Annotated in this window: 11 protein-coding genes, 2 tRNA genes and 1 riboswitch; of the genes, 5 read left to right on the top strand and 8 right to left on the bottom strand. The window is 63.2% G+C overall.

Going from position 1 to position 19756, the window contains the following annotated elements; all coding sequences use genetic code 11:
- Nucleotides 1-90 precede the first annotated feature (90 nt).
- Nucleotides 91-543, top strand: a complete 453-nt coding sequence (locus tag ACSQ22_RS19270; protein WP_055394762.1) for a CBS domain-containing protein — start codon at nucleotides 91-93, stop codon at nucleotides 541-543.
- Nucleotides 544-848: 305 nt separating this feature from the next.
- Here the strand turns inward: ACSQ22_RS19270 and ACSQ22_RS19265 are convergent, their stop codons facing one another.
- On the bottom strand, nucleotides 849-3083 hold the full coding sequence (locus ACSQ22_RS19265; RefSeq protein WP_436131256.1) for a sensor domain-containing protein: 2235 nt from the start codon (nucleotides 3081-3083) through the stop codon (nucleotides 849-851).
- Between the two features lie 173 nt (nucleotides 3084-3256).
- On the opposite strand from ACSQ22_RS19265, the gene aroC reads away from it, so the two are divergent.
- Nucleotides 3257-4354 carry a chorismate synthase gene (gene aroC / locus ACSQ22_RS19260; protein ID WP_055394766.1) on the top strand — a complete coding sequence of 366 codons (1098 nt, stop codon included), beginning with the start codon at nucleotides 3257-3259 and terminating at the stop codon, nucleotides 4352-4354.
- Nucleotides 4355-4457: 103 nt separating this feature from the next.
- A complete protein-coding gene (locus tag ACSQ22_RS19255) occupies nucleotides 4458-6275 on the top strand; it encodes a bifunctional metallophosphatase/5'-nucleotidase (RefSeq protein WP_436131255.1) in 1818 nt (605 codons plus the stop codon).
- 15 nt (nucleotides 6276-6290) lie between these two features.
- Here ACSQ22_RS19255 and ACSQ22_RS19250 read toward each other — a convergent pair whose 3' ends face one another.
- From ACSQ22_RS19250 to ACSQ22_RS19235, 4 genes are all read right to left on the bottom strand, one after another.
- Nucleotides 6291-7193 (bottom strand): DMT family transporter, encoded by a 903-nt coding sequence (locus tag ACSQ22_RS19250; protein ID WP_436131254.1) that lies wholly within the window; start codon nucleotides 7191-7193, stop codon nucleotides 6291-6293.
- Nucleotides 7194-7482: 289 nt separating this feature from the next.
- The gene (nrdR, locus tag ACSQ22_RS19245) at nucleotides 7483-7932 is read right to left on the bottom strand and encodes a transcriptional regulator NrdR (RefSeq protein WP_055394770.1); all 450 of its coding nucleotides are present in this window, start codon (nucleotides 7930-7932) and stop codon (nucleotides 7483-7485) included.
- Between the two features lie 17 nt (nucleotides 7933-7949).
- Complete coding sequence (glyA, locus tag ACSQ22_RS19240) at nucleotides 7950-9194, bottom strand: serine hydroxymethyltransferase (protein WP_306555779.1); 1245 nt, start codon at nucleotides 9192-9194, stop codon at nucleotides 7950-7952.
- A gap of 35 nt (nucleotides 9195-9229) precedes the next feature.
- A riboswitch (ZMP/ZTP riboswitch) is annotated at nucleotides 9230-9384 on the bottom strand.
- A gap of 93 nt (nucleotides 9385-9477) precedes the next feature.
- Nucleotides 9478-10317 (bottom strand): lytic transglycosylase domain-containing protein, encoded by an 840-nt coding sequence (locus ACSQ22_RS19235; RefSeq protein ID WP_055394774.1) that lies wholly within the window; start codon nucleotides 10315-10317, stop codon nucleotides 9478-9480.
- Nucleotides 10318-11238: 921 nt separating this feature from the next.
- On the opposite strand from ACSQ22_RS19235, the gene ACSQ22_RS19230 reads away from it, so the two are divergent.
- Complete coding sequence (locus ACSQ22_RS19230) at nucleotides 11239-14001, top strand: DUF349 domain-containing protein (RefSeq protein ID WP_436131253.1); 2763 nt, start codon at nucleotides 11239-11241, stop codon at nucleotides 13999-14001.
- A 145-nt stretch (nucleotides 14002-14146) separates the two neighbouring features.
- Here the strand turns inward: ACSQ22_RS19230 and ACSQ22_RS19225 are convergent.
- The 3 genes from ACSQ22_RS19225 to ltrA all read right to left on the bottom strand — a co-directional run bounded on the left by ACSQ22_RS19225 (nucleotide 14147) and on the right by ltrA (nucleotide 16351).
- Nucleotides 14147-14231, bottom strand: a tRNA-Leu gene (locus tag ACSQ22_RS19225).
- A 186-nt stretch (nucleotides 14232-14417) separates the two neighbouring features.
- Nucleotides 14418-14502, bottom strand: a tRNA-Leu gene (locus ACSQ22_RS19220).
- A gap of 124 nt (nucleotides 14503-14626) precedes the next feature.
- Nucleotides 14627-16351, bottom strand: coding sequence for a group II intron reverse transcriptase/maturase (gene ltrA, locus ACSQ22_RS19215; RefSeq protein WP_108499507.1), 1725 nt, complete (start codon nucleotides 16349-16351; stop codon nucleotides 14627-14629).
- Between the two features lie 1032 nt (nucleotides 16352-17383).
- Between ltrA and rnr the strand changes: the two genes are divergently transcribed.
- Nucleotides 17384-19711, top strand: a complete 2328-nt coding sequence (gene rnr / locus ACSQ22_RS19210; protein ID WP_055394778.1) for a ribonuclease R — start codon at nucleotides 17384-17386, stop codon at nucleotides 19709-19711.
- The last annotated feature ends 45 nt before the right edge of the window (nucleotides 19712-19756 follow it).

Raw genomic sequence — 19756 nt, 5'->3', positions numbered from 1 at the left:
ACGGCCTGCAGCACCTCGGCAACCCCAGCGGATGTGCTGGTGCCTGTGGGTCCACACATACTCTTCCCGATCCCCCGGAGACTCTGCACCATGAAAGTCAGCGACATCCTTCGCGTCAAAGGCAACACCCTCTACACCGCATCGCCGGACGAGCCGCTGGCGGGTGCCGTGAGCCTGATGGCCGAGCGCGACATTGGCTCGCTGGTGGTGATGGAGCATGGCGACCTGGTGGGCATGCTTACCTTTCGCGAGGTGATCCAGGCCTTGGTCAAAAACGGGGGCAGCGTGGGCACGATGCTGGTGCGCTCGGCCATGGACGACGCGCCCCTGACCTGCACGCTCGAAACCGACATGGACGAAGTGCGCCGCATGATGCTGGACCGCCATGCGCGCTACATGCCCGTGATGGACCGCCGCATGCTGATGGGCGTGATCAGCTTTTACGACGTGGCCAAGGCCGTCGTGGACAGCCAGAACTTCGAGAACAAGATGCTCAAGGCCTACATCCGCGACTGGCCGGAAGACGAGTCCCGCAGCGGCTGAACGCTGCGACGTCTGCGACACCGAGCGCGGCTCTCAGAACCTGTTCAAAGTCTTTTTAGAACCGCACAAGCTCCTTGCCGGGATGGGATGCAAGGCGCGGGGTGCAGCCAATAGCCCGTGCTATTGGCAAGCGCCGCAACGCCGCAGACCGCCCGGCAAGGCGTTTGCCCGAAGGGTTGGAGTGAAATCGGGCGACTGGACGCCCCGACTGCTTGCATGGGCACCAGCCCATGCGGCACATCCGAAGCATCCACTCATCCCGATTGCACTCCAATGCGGTCTCCAAAAAGACTTTGAACAGGTTCTCAGCTCACGCCCCGCGCAGGCGCGCAAAGCCAGGCTTCCAGTTCATCTGGTGGCATGGGCCTGCCGAACAAATAACCCTGCATCACAGGGCAACCGTGGGCCTGTAGCCATTGCTGCTGGCCTGTAGTTTCCACCCCTTCGGCCACCACCACCATGCCCAGGCTGTGGGCAATGCTGAGCACCGATACCGTGAGCGCGCGTGCGGTGGGGCTGGTGGTGAGGTCCTGCACAAACGCCATGTCCAGCTTGAGTTCGCTGATGGGCAGGCGGTGCAGGTAGCTCAGGCTGGAGTAGCCGGTGCCAAAGTCATCGAGCGACAGCTTAAAGCCCTTGTGGTGCAGCGCCTCGATGTTGGCCAGCGTTACCGGCCGTGCATCCATCATCACGCTTTCGGTGATCTCCAGCAGCACATCGTTGGTGCGCAGGCCGTGGCGCTCCAGCGCGTCGCAGACCTGCTGCGCAAACTCTGCCTGGTGAAAACTGCGTCCTGACAGGTTCACGGCCACGCAGGGCACGCTGTGGCCAGCTGCACGCCAGGCCGACAGCTGCGCACAGGCTTCGTCCAGCAGCCACAAGGTCAGTTCGTGAATGAGGCCGGCCTCTTCGGCCACTGGGATGAACCGGCTGGGGGGCACCATGCCCCATTCGGGATGTTGCCAGCGCGCCAGGGCTTCCACACCGTGCAGGGTGCCAGGCGCACTGCTGAGCACCTGGGGTTGGTAGTGCAGGCTCAGGCTGCGGTCGGCCAGCGCCTGACGCAAGGCGCGTTCCAGGGCGGCGCGCTCCTGTGCGCGGCGGTTCATTTCGGCGCTGAACAATTGCAGGCTGTGCCGGTGGTCGCTTTTGGCCTGGACCATGGCTTGGTCAGCGTGGCGCAGCAGCGTGTCGATCGCATCGCCATCGTCCGGAAACATCGCAATGCCAATGCTGGCGTGGCAGACATGGGCTTGCCCGTGGAGGTCCATGGGTCGGGCCATCTCTTGCAGGATGCTCTGGGCCATCTGCACGACTTGCCCGGTGCTGCACTCGGACAACAGCAGCACGAATTCATCACCCGCCAGCCGGCCGATCAGATCGCGCGCGCGCAGGCACTGCGTGAGTCGCTTGGCCACTTCGCACAGCAGTGCGTCGCCTGCGGCATGGCCCAGGGTGTCGTTGACCTGCTTGAAGCGGTCCAGGTCGATGAAAAGCACCGCACCAGGGTGGTCTTCCTGCCGCAGGCTGGCCAGCGCACGCTCCGCACTGCTGCGGAACATGGCGCGGTTGGGCAGGCCAGTGAGTTCATCAAAAAAGGCGAGCTGGTGAATGCGCTGGCGTGTGGCGTTGCGTTCAATGGCCAGCGCACACAAGTGCAGGCACACGTCCACCAGCCGATGGTGCAGCGCGTCGGGCGCGCGCGGCTCCCGAAAATAAAAGGCAAAGGTGCCAATCACCTTGCCTGCGTGGTCACAGATCGGGCTGGACCAGCAGGCTCGCATGCCGCTGGGCTCAAACAGGGTGCGGTAGTCGGCCCACAAGGGGTCGGTGGTGATGTCGGTGACCACAACAGGCGCCCGCCGGAAGGCCGCAGTGCCACACGAACCGACACAAGGGCCGATGGGAACCCCGTCCAGCGCCTGGCAGATGGCGGGGGGCAGCCCGGGCGCTGCCAGCGGGTGCAGCAGGCCCAGCTCGTCCACGGACAGGATGGAGGCCGTGACTTCGGGGGCGATGCGTTCGACTTCGCGGCACACCAGAGCCATCAGGTCGGCGAGCGGCAATTCGTTGACCATGCCCTCCAGCACGCGCTTTTGCAGCACCTCGTGCATCTTGGTGAGTGTGATGTCGGTCAGCACCGTGATGCTGCCACCCGGTCCGCCGGAGGCCTCCTTCGAGGCATTGATCATCATCGACACCCAGCGTGGCTGGCCAGCCTTGCTGTACAGCAGCGTCTCTATATGAAAGCCCCCTTGCTGGTCGATGCCATCACGGATTTCACTCAGCAGCCCGGGGTCGGAGTGTGGGCCCAGCAGCACGTCGCTGAGGTACTTGCCCAGCACCTCCGCAGGGCTGAACCCAAACAGGCGGGTGAATCCTTCATTCACATACACCACGTGCCGGGTGCTGTTGCTCATCACGATGGCGTTGTCGCTGGCATCCAGTGCCCTGCGCAACGGGGCATCGGCCAAAGGGGCTGGCGGCAGGATGCCGTGGTGGGGAGGAGTGCCGGAAGTGTGCGGGGCTGAAACGGGCATGGATGTCCCAAAGATCGTCCATGGATGCTAGCAAGTGCGCGCCGCACTGCCAAGCGCGTTTGTGGCAAGTATTCATCTGAACCCCATGTTGTGCCTCTCATTCTTGGGTGGGGCGTGCTCTGTGGTGGGGTCCAGCGACGGCGGCGCACGCCGCTCTGGGATAATCCCGCCCCATGAGCGGCAACACCTTCGGAACCCTATTCGCAGTCACCAATTTTGGTGAATCCCACGGCCCGGCCATTGGCTGCGTGATTGACGGTTGTCCGCCCGGCATGCCGCTGTCCGAGGCCGACATCCAGGCCGACCTGGACCGGCGCCGCCCTGGCACCAGCCGCCACGTCACGCAGCGCAACGAGCCCGATGCGGTGGAAATCCTCTCCGGCGTGTACGAGGGCAAGACCACAGGCACGCCCATCGCCCTGCTGATCCGCAACACCGACCAGCGCAGCAAGGATTACAGCAACATCGCCGAGAGCTTTCGCCCCGGCCATGCCGACTACACCTACTGGCACAAGTACGGCATCCGCGACCCGCGTGGCGGTGGCAGGTCATCGGCCCGGCTGACGGCCCCCACGGTGGCTGCGGGCGCGGTGGCCAAGAAGTGGCTGGCCCAGCAATACGGCGCACAGTTTCGCGCCTGCATGACGCAGCTGGGCGAGCTGGCCATCCCGTTCGAGAGCTGGGAGCATGTGCGCAGCAACCCCTTCTTCGCCCCCGTGGCCGATGTGCAGCAGTACGAGGACTACATGGATGCCCTGCGCAAGGCCGGTGATTCGTGTGGTGCCCGCATCCGCGTGCAGGCCACCGGCGTGCCGGTGGGCCTGGGTGAGCCGCTGTACGACAAGCTCGATGCCGACATTGCCCACGCCATGATGGGTCTCAACGCTGTCAAGGGCGTGGAAATCGGCGCTGGGTTTGCCAGCGTGGCCCATCGGGGCACCATGCACGGTGATTCGATGACCCCCCAGGGCTTTCGCACCAACAACGCCGGTGGCGTGCTGGGCGGCATCAGCACCGGGCAGGACCTGGAGGTGAGCATTGCGATCAAGCCCACCAGTTCCATCATCAGCCCGCGTGAATCGATCGATGTGCATGGCAACAGCACCGAGGTCATCACCAAGGGCCGCCATGACCCCTGCGTGGGCATCCGCGCGGCGCCCATTGCCGAGGCACTGCTGGCACTGGTCGTCATGGACCACGCCCTGCGCCACCGCGCGCAGTGTGGCGACGTGGTGCCCCCGGTGCCGCCCATCCAGGCATCGTTCCTGTAACGGGCGCGCTGCGCTGCGGGTGGAGCACGGGCTTTCGGTGCTGGTGACGCAGAGGGCGTGCAGCGATGCGCGCCCTTTTTTCTTGGATTGAATGAGGTAGTCCATGCGCAGCTTGTTGGCACAGGGTTTCATGGGATCGCAGCGAGGTTGCCGCAAGGTCGCACTCGCGATGGTGGCCACACTGGGGGCGCTGCTGGTGGGCTGCGGCACGGCTTTGCCAACTGGCGATGGGCGAACCCCTCAGCACATCGACATCACGCTCATTGGCTTCAACGACCTGCACGGCAACCTGGAGCCGCCGCGCATGGCGCATACCGTCCAGACTGCGGCGGGGCCGGTCTCGGTGCCTGCCGGGGGCATGGCTTATTTCGCCAGCGCCATGGCGGCGCTCAAGACCCGGGGGCCGCACCACGCCGTGGTTTCGGCGGGGGACATGGTGGGTGCATCGCCGCTGCTGTCGTCACTGTTCCTGGATGAGCCCACCATGGAGGCGGTCAACGCCATGCAGATCGACTTCAATGCCGTAGGCAACCATGAGTTCGACCGGGGCTGGCGCGAACTGCTGCGCCTGCAGCACGGCGGCTGCGAGAAGTTCACCGCGCGCCAGCCCTGCCAGATCAGCCAGCCCTTCGTTGGGGCGCGGTTCGGCTTCCTGGCCGCCAACACCGTGCGCACCGAGGATGGGCGCACGCTGCTACCTGCCACCGGCATCAAGCGATTTACCGAGGGTGGGGTGACCGTCACCCTGGGCGTGATCGGCCTCACGCTGCAGGCCACGCCCACCATGGTCAGCCCTTCGGGTGTGGCGGGCCTGCGCTTCGAGGACGAAGCGGCCACGGCCAACGCGCTGATTCCGCAGCTGCGTGCCCAGGGCGCCGATGTGATCGCTGTGGTCATCCACGAGGGCGGCGGCACCACGGCCGGCGTGCAGGAGACCAGCTGCGCGGGCCTCTCGGGCGACATCGTGCCCATCCTGGAGCGGCTAGACCCGGCCGTGGACGTGGTGGTCTCGGGCCACACGCACCAGGCCTATGTTTGCGACTACGGCCGTGTGAACCCGGCCAAGCCCTTTCTGCTGACCAGCGCGGGCCAGTACGGCACGCTGCTCACGGACATCCAGTTGCGGGTGGACACGCGCACCCGCCGCGTGGTGCACAAAGCCGCGCGCAATGTCATCGTGCAGGGCGAGGCGTTCACGGGCAGCCAGGGGCACGTGCCACTGACCTCGGCCGTGCCGTCCTTTGCGGCCGATCCGCAGGTGCAGAAGGTCATCGACACTTACCGTGCCGCCGCCGTGCCGCTGGCCCAGCGCCCCGTGGGGCAGGCCGCTGGCGCCCTGCGGCGCACACCGGCCCCGTCGCTCGAAAGCGCGCTGGGCAATCTGGTGGCCGATGCCCAGCTCCACGCCACGCGTGCACCGGAGCAGGGTGGGGCGCAGCTATCTTTGATGAATCCGGGCGGCCTGCGCGCTGATCTCGTGCCCGACGAACAAGGGCTGGTGCGCTATGGCCAGCTCTATGCGGTGCAGCCCTTCGGCAACCAGTTGGTCGTCAAGACCTTCACGGGCGCGCAGATCAAGGCGGCGCTGGAGCAGCAGTTCGCCAGCGGCAGCAACACCGTGCAGCGGCCCCGGGTGCTGTTGGTGTCCGCAGGGTTTTCGTACCGCTATGACCTCACCCAGCCAGTGGGTGCGCGGATTAGCCACATGGTGCTGAACGGTACCCCGCTGCGCGACGATGCGCAGGTGCGCGTGGTGATGAGCAGCTACCTGGACAGCGGCGGGGACAACTTCACCGTGCTGGCCGAAGGCCGCGACCGCCTGGTGGGCGGGCTGGACCTGGATGCGCTGGAGGCTTACTTCCGCGCCCACAGCCCGGTGTCGGTGCCCGCCACGGACCGCATCGCGCGCGGGGCCCGCTGAGGCGCTTGCTGGTTCTTAGCTGCGCCCCGGGCGCATTGCCGCCAGCCAGCGCAGCGGGTTGAATCCTGTCACCAGACCGGTGGCCACCAGCACCAGCGCTCCGCCCCACACCATCCCGGGGCCCAAGGCCTCGCCCAGAAAGACGTGGCCCCAGGCCACACCGAACAGCGGGATCATGAAGGCCGAACTCATCGCTGCCACGGGCGAGACATGTTTGAGCACCCGCAGGTTGAGCCAGTAGGCCAGGCCCGAGGTCACGATGCCCATCACGGCCACCGCAGCCAGTGCCCCCGGTGTGAAACGGGCCTCGGGCAGGCTCCACGCAGCGCCCGGCAGCAGCAACACCAGTGCGGCGGCGTGGATGCCTGCGGCGATCGACAGCGGGGACATTCGCGTCGTGGCGCGCTTCATCCACGTCGTAGAGATGCCATAGCAGGCAGACGCTGCAATGCAGGCCGCCGCGGCCATCAGCAAGGCAGGCGTGGGCTCCACGGGCCCCAGCTGCACGATCAGCGCCACCCCCGCAAAGCCGCAGAGGCAACCCAGCCACTTGCGCGTGCTCAGTGTGTCCTCCTTCATCCACGCGGCGGCAATCACGCCAAAGGGCACGGCCATGGTGTTGAGCAGTGAGCTGTAGCCGGCGGGCAGGTGCAAGGCCGCCCAGGCATACAGCAGAAAAGGCAGTGCGACGGTGAGCGTGCCCAGCCCGAACAGCTCGCGCCAATGGCGCCACGGCCAGGGTTCGTTGGCGACCCGCATGATGCCCATCAGCGTCAACGTGGCCAGGCCAATGCGCAGCGCAGCCATCACGTTGGGCCCGAGCACGGGGCTGGCAATGCGGATGAAAAGAAAGGAGGCGCCCCACAGGGCGGACAGCAGCACCAGCTGCAGGAAGTGGCGGGTTTTCACCGGGCGCATTGTGGAGTACAGGCGACTCGCGCGCTGGCTCGCACCAAGCCAGTTTGCAAGCTAAATTGGCACCTAGCGTTTATCCAGAAAGCGCGGGCAGCTATTAATTTTGGAGCATGCTGCGGTGTAGCACGCGCGACAGCGCCCGCCCGCTCAGGTCCACATGCGTCGCCCGTGGATGTGGGTGCTACTCTATTTATAGCTGTTAGCGCTTGTGTGATAAGCGCTGGAGGCCAAAATCGCCTGAAATCGTTCGGCCCTGTAGCCGGCACCGGTGCAGACAGCAATACGAAGGCTTTTACTTGCGCACTTCGTCGACCATGGCGCGGAAGTCGTCGATGTCTTCAAAGCTGCGGTACACGCTGGCAAAGCGGATGTATGCCACCTTGTCGAGCTTCTTGAGCTCGCGCATCACCAGCTCACCAATGCGGCTGGAGATCACCTCGCGCTGCCCCAGGTTGAGCAGCTTTTCCTCGATCCGCTCGATGGCGCTGTCGATCTGGTCGGTGCTCACGGGGCGCTTGCGCAATGCCAGGTTGAACGAGGCGAGCAGCTTGCCCCGGTCGTATTCAATGCGGCGCCCGTCCTTCTTGACGATGGCCGGGAAGTTCACTTCCGGCCGCTCGTAGGTGGTAAAGCGCTTGTCGCACGCGCCGCACTGGCGGCGGCGGCGGATGAAGACCCCATCCTCAGACACCCGCGTTTCAACGACTTGCGTCTCGAGGTGGCTGCAGAAGGGGCACTTCATGGTTTTCGGCTGTGGATTTAGCCGTAGACGGGGAAGCGGGCGGTCAGGGCATTGACCTTGGCACGCACCGCAGCGATGTTGGCTTCGTCGCGCGGGTTGTCCAGCACGTCGGCGATCAGGTGGGCCGTGATGCGGGCCTCTTCTTCCTTGAAGCCGCGCGTGGTCATGGCGGGGGTGCCAATGCGCACGCCGCTGGTCACCATCGGCTTTTCAGGGTCGTTGGGGATCGCGTTCTTGTTGATGGTCATGTGGGCGGCGCCCAGCACGGCCTCGGCTTCCTTGCCGGTGATGCCCTTGGCGCGCAGGTCGACCAGCATCACGTGGCTTTGCGTGCCGCCGCTCACGATGCGCAGGCCGCGTGCGGTCAGCGTCTCGGCCACCACCTTGGCGTTCTTGGCTACTTGCTCCTGGTAGGCCTTGAACTCGGGTTGCAGTGCTTCCTTGAAGGCCACGGCCTTGGCGGCGATCACGTGCATCAGCGGGCCGCCTTGCAGGCCGGGGAAGATGGCGCTGTTGATGGCCTTTTCGTGCTGAGCCTTCATCAGGATGATGCCGCCACGGGGGCCGCGCAGGCTCTTGTGCGTGGTGGAGGTGACCACGTCGGCGTGGGGCACGGGGTTGGGGTACACGCCAGCTGCGATCAAGCCAGCGTAGTGGGCCATGTCCACCATGAAGATCGCACCCACGTCCTTGGCCACCTTTGCAAAGCGCGCAAAGTCGATGTGCAGGCTGTAGGCCGATGCACCGGCGATGATGAGCTTGGGCTTGGTTTCGTGGGCCTTCTTTTCCATCGCTTCATAGTCGATGGCTTCGTTGGCGTCCAGGCCGTAGGAGACCACGTTGAACCACTTGCCCGACATGTTCAGCGGCATGCCGTGTGTGAGGTGGCCGCCTTCGGCCAGGCTCATGCCCATGATGGTGTCGCCGGGCTTGAGGAAGGCCAGGAACACGGCCTCGTTGGCAGAGGCGCCGCAGTGGGGCTGCACGTTGGCGGCTTCGGCGCCGAAGATCTGCTTGACGCGGTCGATGGCCAGTTGCTCGGCCACGTCCACATGCTCGCAGCCACCGTAGTAGCGCTTGCCGGGGTAGCCTTCGGCGTATTTGTTGGTCAGCTGCGTGCCCTGCGCCCACATCACGGCGGGGGAGGCATAGTTCTCGCTGGCGATCAGCTCGATGTGGTGCTCTTGCCGGGCGTTTTCAGCCTGGATGGCGGCAAACAGTTCGGGGTCGGTTTGTTCGACAAGAATATTGCGGTCGTACATGATTGGCAGTCCTATGAACTTGTGTCCCTTGAAACAAGGGCTGCCCAGGCGAACGGCTGAACGCAGAAGGGATAAACCCCGTGCGGCACGCTTCCCAGTGGTTCACAAGAGGCAAGCCCTTGTCGGTTTCCACGTCAGCGGCAGCACCCTGTGTTGGATGCCGCGCCTATCGCCAGTCGCGTACCTCGCTAGTGTAGCTGACGTGACGCGCGCAAAGGTGCCAGGGAAATGGGAGGCGGTGTGTCCGAGGGATGTTTCTACCCCCAGGGGCTCGCGAACCTTGTCAGAGCCCGGAGAGCAGGGCCACTTTGTCACCGCTGGCGGCAGGCGTTGCGGGCGGTGCGGCCACCGGGATCACCTGTGCGGGAGCCTGGGTAGAGAGGTTGGGTGGTGGCGTGGTGGGCATGGCCCGGCCACCGGCGACCTGGCGCAGCCGGAAATGCTCGGCCATCACCTTGGCCGCATAGCCGCCATCGTCGGCAAGGTTGCCTGCGCCGACATAAAAGCGCAGCCCGCCCTCCACCGAACCGGCGCGCGCAATGCACTCCTGCAGAACCTTCACGCCCACACGCAGATTGCTCACGGGGTCAAAGGCAGCAAAGTGCCCGCCAAAGTTCTGGTACTTGTCGGTGTGCACATTGGTCATCACCTGCATCAGCCCCTGAGCGCCAACGGCGCTTTGTGCAAATGGGTTGAAGCTCGACTCGATGGCCATGATGGCAAGGATCAGCGTCGGGTCGATCTTGGACTTTGCGCCAATTTCATAGGCCTCGGCCACCAGCACGCTCAGCGGCTCAGGGGCCACACGGTACTTCTTGCTGAGCCAGAAGGCGACGGCAGCCTGCTCTTTGGGCAGGTCCTTGGGGTTGCCCGCCGTGGCGCGCTCACTGGCTTCTGGTTCGATGGGCATGCCAAGCACTTCCACTTGACGGGCCTGCAGCCAGTTCATCAACTGTGCTTCACCAGCCTGGCGCAAGTCCGGGCGGGCCGTGAGGGTGATCACGACGAAGGCGACAGCAAGACCGATGAGGGCAAAGCTGTTGTGGGTGATTTCAAGAAAACCTTCGGTCACGTCGGCCACGAAGGTCCGCACGCCGGAGACTATTTTTCCTGACGCTGTCATAGCTCTTCCTTTCTGAGGCGCCACAGTGAGCCGGGCAGTCGTCGGGGACTGTCTCGTCTCGGCGGATCGCCTGGATTGGTACGCCATCAAGTGAGGCCGCACGTCTTTGGTGTGCTTGGGGCCTGCTTTGACTTAGCCGGGTTCGGCAGCGAGGTTGGGGTTTTTACTAGCCCGTTTTGGGGCTGGCGGATTCTAGAAGTTCACTAAATGCTTAGTCAATACTAACATTTTGATTTTTAAGATCATTAAGTTATGAAAAATATGTAAAAAATCACAGGTTTTAGGGGGTGTGTGCTGGCCTGGCGCTTGGGACTTTGCGAGCTGTTGTTACGTGCGTATGTCAAATTCAATCGCCGGTCTTTTTGCCATTGAGAATCCAGTTTGAGTTGCGGCGGCGCCTTTGGTAAGGTTGCGTTGCCTGTAGATTTCAGGCATCGCCAGACGAAGCCAAGTCTCCCTCCGAGGGCATTCAGTGTCCTGGTGCAGCAGATGCGGCTTCTACGGCAAACCCCTGGAGGCAATACCTTGCCTCCTCGCCATGTGGACCTTTATCTCCGCATCGCGACCGATGGCAAAGACCGTTGTGTCAGCCGTCAAGCCCGGCAGGCAGGCCTTGAGGTCCTGTTCGCCGGGCTTTCTTGTTTGTGGCGTGGCGTGCTTTTGGGCTCTTGGCCCTTATATATAGATAATGGGGGCTGTTCCCTAGAGCGGCGGCGCCCTTGCAGGGCCGCAGCATGTCAGCCCGTCTGGCAAAGCCTTGTGCCAGATCACCCCCAGGGCTTGGCACACCGCCATGCTGCGGCCTGTTTGCCAAACCCGGTGAAAATAGCCGCTTTGTTGCTCTGGCGCGCGTGCAGCGCAGTTGCCGGGGCAGGCCTTCAGGCAGTGCGCCCGGGGCCGCCTTTGTTATCCATTGGATCCATGTTTCCATTTTTTTCCCGCAGCAAAATGTCCGACGCACCTGAAGTGAATCCGGCCCCGGCCAAAACCCATGAGCCGCATCCGCTTGATGCGCTGACCGGTGGCGCTTTTTCTGCCGCTACCTCTGGCGAGCGCGCCTCCCGCATTCGTGACTGGCTGGCTACCCAGCCAGAACACGAGCAGTTGCAGGAGGTTTTCAAAGAGTTGAGCGGGCGTGACAAGGGCGCCGCGCGCGCGGTGCGTGAGCGCCTCGATGAAATCCGCCGCGCCAAGGGCCAGGAGGTCATTGCCGCCGAGTGGGCTGAAAAAGCGCAGGTGCTGCTTGCAGCCCCTAAGCTCAACATTGCCGATGCCCTGGCATGGCAGCGTGATGCCGCCAAGGCGGGCGCACCGCTGTCCCGCGAGCCCTTGTCTGTGCTCAAGGTACAGGTCGCGGATCGCGTGAAGGTGATCGAGGATCTGCAGCACCGCGTTCAGGTGCAGCGTGAGGCGGCTGTGCTGCTGGCCCAGCGCATCGAAGTGCTTTCCACCAAGTCCTGGCGTGACGCTCAGGCGGCGCTGGAGCTGTTGCGTGCCGATGTGGCCCGCTGGCAGGAACAGGCGCAGGAGTTGACTGGCGATGCCAGCTGGGCCAGTGTGGAGGCACGTTTCCCCCCCTTACTCGATGCGTCGCGCACCCAGCTGCTGGTGGTGTGGGAGGCATTCCAGCCCGCTTTGGCCCAGGCTGTGGCGGCTGCCGAAGATGTCAATGCACCGCTGCCGCCAGTGCCCGTCTGGGCGGATGAGCTGCGTACCGCGCGCGGCCTGCCTACGGAGGCTGCTGCTGCCGCTGCGGCTGCGGCTGCCAAGCCTGCGCGTGTTGCCAAGCCCAAAGTCGCGCCGGAAGTGATTGAAAAGGCTGCGCATAGTGTGCGGGAGGCCTTGGCGGTCCTCGAAAAGGAAACTGCCGAGGGCCATGGGAAGGCCAGTGCCGGGGCTGCAGCCGCGCTGCGCGCCGTGCTCAAGGTGCATGGCAAACACATCGATAGCGCCCTGGAGCAGCAGGTGCATACGGCCCTGGTGGCGGCTGGTGAGCTGGAAGGCTGGCAACGCTGGAGCGCAGACCAGGTGCGCGAAGACCTGGTGGCCAAGGCTGAGGCCTTGCTCAACCGCCCTGAGGGCCAGGCCCTGGGCGGCCGCAAGATGCAGGAAACCCTGCGCAACCTGCGCGAGCAGTGGAAACAGGCAGACCAGGGCGGGGCTCCCAACCACAGCCTGTGGAAGAAATTCGACGAAGCCTGCAACGCTGCGCACAAGGTGGTGGAGGCGTGGCTTGACAAGATCCGCACCGAAGCCGCTGAGCACAAGGCCCAACGCCTGGCGCTGATCGAAGAGGTCAAGGCGTGGGCGCAGGAACATGCCAACTCCGGCGACTGGAAAGCCATCAACCGTGCCCTCCACCAGTTTGGTGATCGCTGGCGCGAAGGCGGCCATGTGGGCGAGAAGCTGTTTGCGGAACTGCAACCCCTTTGGAAGCAGGCGATTTCCATGGCAGCTGCTCCCCTGGAAGCTGCACAGAAGGAAAGCCTGGCCCGCCGCCATGCAATGATTGATGAGGCCATGGCCCTTGGTGCGGCACCCACTTTGCGCATCGATGCGGTCAAGGCGCTGCAGCAGCGCTGGCAGGCTGAGGCGCAAACCGTGCCCTTGGACCGCAAGCACGAGCAGAAGCTGTGGGATGCGTTTCGCAAACCCATCGATGAAGCCTTCAACCGCAAGTCGGCAGACCGCGAGCGCGCGGTGACCGAATTGAGCGCACGCGATCGCGTGGTGCTGGAGGCTTCGAAGGCCCTGGAGGCTGCCAATGCCAGCGGTGATGCGCAGCAGATTCGCGCGGCCATGCAGGCGCTGGAAGCTGCACTGCGCGGTCAGGCCCAGGCGGCAGAAGCTGTGGCCACGGCGCAAAAGGATGCTCAGGCGCATTCAGAGGCGCAGGCAGGCGCGCTCCCGGTTGCTACCGAGGGTGGCGCCGGTGAATCTGCCGAAACCCCCGATGGTGGTGAAGTTGCCGAGGTTGCCACGCCAGCGCCCGCAGCACCTAAGCCTGCTGCCCGGCCTGTGGTGGCAGTGCGCGGTGACGACCGCCCCGGTATGAAGAAGGATGCGCCTGCGGCCGCTGGCCGTGGTGCGCGTCCAGGCGACCGCCGCGATGGTCGTCCGGGTGATCGCGATGGCGCCCGTGGCCCGCGTGGCGATGGCCGCATGGGCGACCGTGCTGATCGTGGCGGCCGTTTTGGCGAGCGCCCAGCGTTCGAGGACCGCGGCCCCCGCCTGGGTGACACCGCGTTCCGCGCCCAGCGCGAAGCCATGGAGCATGCCCAGCTGGCCTTGAAGAAGCTGGCGGCTCAGGCCCACGGCGAGGCGCTGACCCAGTTGTTGACGGCCTGGGAGAAGCGCGATGCAGCGCTGGTGCCCGGCACGCAAGATCTGGGTTCGGGTGTGACCGCATCGGTGCGCAGCGCCTGGACACAAGCGCTGACGGCTGCCCCCAAGGGTGATGCGGCAGAAGCGCTGCTGCGCCTGGAGATGGCGGCTGAGGCGCCCACTCCGGCGGAGCACATCGCTGCCCGTCGCATGTTGCAGCTGCAGCTGCTGACGCGCCGCAATGATCCTGCGCCTGCACAGACCTGGGGGCAGGATGTGGCGCGCGTGCTGGCCAGCTCCAGCGATGCAGGCAACGCACGCCGTTTGCAGAATGTGCTGAAAACACTGCTGCGCAAGTGATGTGACGGGTGGGCATGTGCACTGCGGTGTGTGTGCCCACAGTGCTTGCCGCAACACGCAAGACGAGATCGGTGGCGGTCTCGGTTTTTCTTTGGCGGCCAGAAAACAAAAAAGCCGTTGCAACTGCAACGGCTTTTTATGTGTTTGGTGCCCAGGAGAGGACTCGAACCTCCACGATGTTACTCGCTAGTACCTGAAACTAGTGCGTCTACCAATTCCGCCACCTGGGCTTTCAGATCAGCCTCGAATTATAGGATAAGAAACTTGGGCTTCTGAAGAGTTTTCAAAAAAATGTGCCGTCGGTTCAAAATTCTTTGGCCGCAACAGGGAGGTCAAAACGTATCGGCAAATAAAAAAGCCGCTGTGTGTACAGCGGCTTCGATATTTTGAAAACCATCGCTGGTTCTCGTTAAACTTGGTGCCCAGGAGAGGACTCGAACCTCCACGATGTTACTCGCTAGTACCTGAAACTAGTGCGTCTACCAATTCCGCCACCTGGGCATTTCAGGAGGGTAGGGACAGTTCATTACTGAACCATCCCCCCCTAAGAACCGGACTTGCGACTTTCACCGCATCCGGCTCAAGCACAACACTGTCCGTATTGTGCGAAGACTCAGATTGTACCCTAAGTTTTCGCCTTCTTCGGACTCGAAGCCCCATGTGGGGCCGGTTTCGCTACCGTCAGACCCAAGGCGTGCAGTCTGATGTGGCAGACCGGGTGCAGTAGCACCCGGTTGTAGAGAGCATCCGACCCGCCATCCACTTTGCGAACAATGTGGTGGTCGTGCCATCCGCTCTCGTAGTCCAAGGGCTGTGCGCAAAGTGCACACTGCCCCGCCTGGGACACATACAGCATAGTTGTTTCGGCCCTGTACGCGATGCTTCGCAGCATGCGCTTCGTCCTCAATTTTTCGCCGTACGCTTCCCACGATGGATCGAAGGGGTTGTAGTCCGCCTTGATCTTCTCGTGCCTCACGATCTCTGTATCCGCGAGCTTCAACAGCTTTTTCGTGAATGGACCTTCTGCCGTCTTGACGGTTGCAGCGAACTCATTCCTCTCGTTGATGCGCTGCCAGTAACGGTTCGCACACCACTTCGGGGACTTGTTTGGATGGCGCCGTCTCGCCCAGCGGACAAGCCGCCAGTAGATCAAGTTGTCCATCTTGTTGAAGGTTTCTTTTGCCACCACCGGATGGTGGTACTGCGCCCAGCCCCGAAGGATAGGGTTCAGTTTGGCGATGAGATCCTCCTGCTTCACCATCGCATGTGTCTTTACGATCTCCCTGACCTTGCTGTAGAGCGCTTGCGCGTTCTTCTTGCTTGGTTTGATGAGTAGTTTTCCCGCGTACTTGCGGAAATTCCACCCCAGAAAGTTGAAGCCGTCATCAATGTGGGCGACCCTTGTCTTCTCCGGCGACAGTTGCAACCCTCGTTGTGCGAGGAATGCTTCGATCCACGGCCTGACTTCTGTCTCCAGCAACTCCTTGGAGTCGCCGGTGATGACGAAATCGTCTGCGTACCGGATTACATTGACTTTCAGCTTCAAGGCGCGAGACCTGAACCGCGCTTTGAGGTGCGCGGCCAAGCCGGATTCGAGCCCGTTCAGACACATGTTCGCCAAGGTTGGCGAAATGATGCCGCCTTGCGGCGTTCCTTCGTCAGTCGGCGAGAAGTGACCCTGGTGGATCACCCCGGCTTTCAGCCACTTGCGCAGGATTGCCTTGTCCGTGGGGACGTGGCGCACCAGCCAGTCGTGATTGATGTGGTCGAAACAGCCTCGGATGTCCGCCTCCAGCACCCATGGGGCCGAAGCCTTTTTGGATGTGCAGACGAATATCTGGCCCATGGCATCGGCCGTGGAGCGATTTCTCCTGAACCCATAGGAGTTCGGGTCGCTCGTGCTTTCCGCCACGGGCTCTAGTCCTAGCAGGTGAAGTGCCTGCATGGCCCGGTCGAACATGGTTGGAATGCCCAGGGGGCGCTCCTTCCCGTTCGATTTTGGGATGTAGACCCGCCGCAAGGGCAGGGGCCTATACCCTCGTTGCTGTTTCAACAAACCGATTGCCGCCCATTTCAGGAGCGGAGTGTCCCAAAGTTGGCGATCGACCCCTGCCGTTCGCTTGCCTTGGTTTTCGGTCACCCGCCTTACCGCCAGAGCTCTGGCGGAGTGCGAGTGGATCAAGGATCGTTGGAGGGCTTTCACCCGCCGCCAATCCTGTTCTTGCGTCGCCTTCGCGATCTTTTGCTGCATCGTTCGCACAAACCTTTCAACTCGCTGCCAGTCAATGGCGTGCCAGTTGGCGGGTTCGCGTGAGGATGCAGGCTCGCTGTTGCCAGCAAGTTTTCTCATGCTTTCCTCTTTGAGTTAGACCCATCGAGGACGCACTTCTCCCCCGAAGGGGAATTGAGCATCCCTTCGGGGTCGATTGAACTTAGACAGCCGTCTCGCGACGGTTGCACCAAGTGGAAGTTTGCACGCTTTCGCGTTGGGGCAAAGTTGGAACCCCTATGCCACCCGTTACAGGCAGCCGTTCGCTTTTTCCACCATCCCATACCCCCTCATCCAACAGGTTGCCTTGCGGCTTCCCTGCCTGCGTGCCGAAGCACGCAGGCGGGTGGTGGGGCTTACCACGTTCCCTGATCTACCGATCTTGGCGGTTTGCGCCGCTTCGATCTCTCCATTTAGGACCCATCTTTCCTGGGGCTGCATTTTGACGACGTATTCCCACTTTCCACAGGAATAGCCAGCAGCGCACCTTTTGGTTACGGCCTATCAGCAGATTTGGCCGTTCAATCTTCACCCAGGTTCTGACGATGGTTCACTTATGTTGCCCATATGGAACTAGCCTAGCCCCCTTGGCCGCCTTTCTGCTGGCAGCTTCCAGTTACACCCTCGCGGGCGTAGCTGCTACCGAAGTAGGGGTTCATTGTTGAGTGGGCTTCACACAGGGTCATTGCTGTCCCTGCATGCCACTCTAGGCTACTCGCGGTCGCACGCGAGGTCACAGCGGTCCGTTGCCGGATGTATGACAAGGCAGATCAGAGCAGGACGCTCTGAATAGTTTACTCAGAAACGAGCTGCGCACGCGGCAGACAAAGCTCCGCTTGTGGCGTGCTCGTCGGCTATGTGCGCGAGCGCCACAAACGGCATCTCTGCCGCTTTCAATACAAAGTCACTCGATAGAGTGACCTTGATGAGATAGCTCGGTTGCCCGTCTATCTTCTATTAAAGCCCGTCCTTGCGGATCAAGCTGTGGGATGATCGGGGTGAGCCGAGCATCTGTTTTATGCCCGCCGAAGCGGGTGAGTAAATTGCTAATATTTAACGAGGCAGCTACCTCATTCAGAACGACACGTTACGTGTCGCACGGAAAGACTAAGATTGTATATCAAAAAAACCACCCCCGGCACGCAGTCCACGCATTTGTCGGACGAGATTGAAGGCAGCGTGCAAGGGCACCGTGATGGACACGGTTTTGTCATCCGTGACGATGGCGAAGGCGACATCTATATCCCCCCGAACGAAATGCGCGCAGTCTTGCACAAGGACCGTGTGCGCGTGCGCATCGTCCGCCAGGACCGCCGTGGCCGCCCCGAAGGGCGTGTTGTTGAAATCATTGAGCGTCCGCCCCAGCCCATCATCGGCCGACTGCTGCAGGAAAGCGGCGTGTGGCTCGTGGCCCCCGAAGACAAGCGCTACGGTCAGGATGTACTGATCCCCAAAGGCGCCACGGGCGCCGCGAAGCCCGGGCAGGTCGTGGTGGTTGAGCTGACAGAACCTCCAGCCCTGTTCGGCCAGCCTGTGGGGCGTATCACCGAAGTGCTCGGTGAAGTGGACGACCCTGGCATGGAGATCGAGATCGCGGTGCGCAAGTATGGCGTGCCACACGAGTTCTCGGCAGAGTGTCTCGCCCAGGCCAAGGAGCTGCCCGACAAGGTGCGCGCGCAGGACAAGAAGCGCCGCGTGGACCTGACCGACGTGCCCCTGGTCACCATCGACGGCGAAGACGCGCGCGACTTCGACGATGCCGTGTACTGCGAGCCCGCCAAGGTCGGCCGCAGCAAGGGCTGGCGCCTGCTGGTGGCGATTGCCGACGTGAGCCACTATGTGGAGACGGGCAGTGCCATCGACATCGATGCCTACGACCGCGCCACCAGCGTGTACTTCCCGCGCCGCGTGATCCCCATGCTGCCCGAGAAGCTCAGCAATGGGCTCTGTTCTCTGAACCCCGAGGTAGAGCGCCTGTGCATGGTCTGCGACATGCTGGTCACCGCCAAGGGCGAGGTGCATGCCTACCAGTTCTACCCGGCCGTGATGTTCAGCCATGCGCGCTTCACGTACACCGAAGTGGCGGCCATCCTGGCCAACACGCGCGGCCCCGAGGCCAGCAAGCGCAAGGACCGCGTCAAGGACCTGCTCAACCTGCACGACGTGTACCGCGCGCTGCTCATCGCGCGTCAGGCGCGCGGCGCGGTGGACTTCGAGACCACCGAAACACAGATCGTCTGCGACGAAAACGGTCGGATCGAGAAGATCGTGCCTCGCACCCGTAACGATGCGCACAAGCTCATCGAAGAGGCCATGCTGGCCGCCAACGTGTGCAGCGCTGACTTTATCGCCCAGGGCGGACAGCCCGGCCTGTTCCGTGTGCACGAAGGCCCCACGCCCGAGAAGCAGGAAATCCTGCGCAACTACCTCAAGGCCATGGCCGTGGGCATGACGATTGGCGACGACCCGAAACCCGGTGACTTCCAGGCCATCGCCACGGCAACCAAGGACCGGCCCGACGCTCAGCAGATCCACACCATGCTGCTGCGCTCCATGCAGCAGGCCATCTACACGCCCGTCAACAGTGGTCACTTTGGCCTGGCGTTCGATGCCTACACGCATTTCACCAGCCCGATCCGGCGCTACCCCGACCTGCTGGTGCACCGGGTCATCAAGGCCATTCTGAGCAAGACGAAGTACGCGCTGCCGTCCTTGCCTACACCCGGCGAAGCCCATGCCAAGCTGGCCAAGCGGTTGGCGGCCCGCGTGGCGGCGCCCGGCACCAAGCCCCGCAAGGATGTGGCACCCCCGAGCCGCGACACCCAGGCCTGGGAGGCCGCAGGCCTGCACTGCAGTGCCAACGAACGCCGTGCCGACGAGGCCAGCCGCGATGTGGAAGCCTGGCTCAAGTGCAAGTACATGCGCGAGCACCTGGGCGAGGAATACAGCGGCGTGGTCAGCGCAGCAACGAGCTTCGGCATCTTCGTCACGCTGGACGCGATGTATGTCGAAGGCCTGGTACACATCACCGAGCTCGGCGGCGAGTACTTCAAGTTCGACGAGGCGCGCCAGGAGCTGCGTGGTGAGCGCACAGGCATCCGCTACGCCATCGGCGCGCGGGTCCGGGTGCAGGTCAGCCGTGTGGACTTGGACGGACGCAAGATCGACTTCCGCCTGGTGCGAGAGGGCGAAGAGTTGCTGGGCCGCGCGTTGAAAGACAAGGGCCTGGGCACAGAAGGCGCTGGTGGCGCCCGCAAGGCGGGTGGCCGGTCCGGTGGACGCAAGTCCGACAAGGGCCCAACCCCATCTGCCACGGAGCAAGCGGGCCTTTCGCGTGAGCGGGCTGCGCGTTCACCGATCCAGTCTCTGAAAGCATCTGTCAAGAAGGCGGTTGCGGGAAAATCCAGCAAGAGCAAGGCGCGCAAGCCCCGCCGGGGCTGACACAAGCGGGTACGGCGTACAAAATCACGCTCAAGCTATTGCTCA

The organism is Acidovorax sp. LjRoot38 (assembly GCF_964252975.1).
GTDB lineage: Bacteria > Pseudomonadota > Gammaproteobacteria > Burkholderiales > Burkholderiaceae_C > Acidovorax > Acidovorax facilis.
The sequence above is the reverse complement of the archived record's forward strand: the minus strand, read 5'-3'. Positions and strand labels throughout refer to the sequence as shown.

What these genes read in the sequence shown, in the direction of transcription:
- ACSQ22_RS19250 (WP_436131254.1), bottom strand. Translation starts at nt 7,193, where the DNA reads ATGCGCCCGGTGAAAACCCGCCACTTCCTGCAGCTGGTGCTGCTGTCC.
- aroC (WP_055394766.1), top strand. Translation starts at nt 3,257, where the DNA reads ATGAGCGGCAACACCTTCGGAACCCTATTCGCAGTCACCAATTTTGGT.
- ACSQ22_RS19230 (WP_436131253.1), top strand. Translation starts at nt 11,239, where the DNA reads ATGTTTCCATTTTTTTCCCGCAGCAAAATGTCCGACGCACCTGAAGTG.
- ACSQ22_RS19255 (WP_436131255.1), top strand. Translation starts at nt 4,458, where the DNA reads ATGCGCAGCTTGTTGGCACAGGGTTTCATGGGATCGCAGCGAGGTTGC.
- glyA (WP_306555779.1), bottom strand. Translation starts at nt 9,194, where the DNA reads ATGTACGACCGCAATATTCTTGTCGAACAAACCGACCCCGAACTGTTT.
- ACSQ22_RS19270 (WP_055394762.1), top strand. Translation starts at nt 91, where the DNA reads ATGAAAGTCAGCGACATCCTTCGCGTCAAAGGCAACACCCTCTACACC.
- ltrA (WP_108499507.1), bottom strand. Translation starts at nt 16,351, where the DNA reads ATGAGAAAACTTGCTGGCAACAGCGAGCCTGCATCCTCACGCGAACCC.
- ACSQ22_RS19235 (WP_055394774.1), bottom strand. Translation starts at nt 10,317, where the DNA reads ATGACAGCGTCAGGAAAAATAGTCTCCGGCGTGCGGACCTTCGTGGCC.
- ACSQ22_RS19265 (WP_436131256.1), bottom strand. Translation starts at nt 3,083, where the DNA reads ATGCCCGTTTCAGCCCCGCACACTTCCGGCACTCCTCCCCACCACGGC.
- nrdR (WP_055394770.1), bottom strand. Translation starts at nt 7,932, where the DNA reads ATGAAGTGCCCCTTCTGCAGCCACCTCGAGACGCAAGTCGTTGAAACG.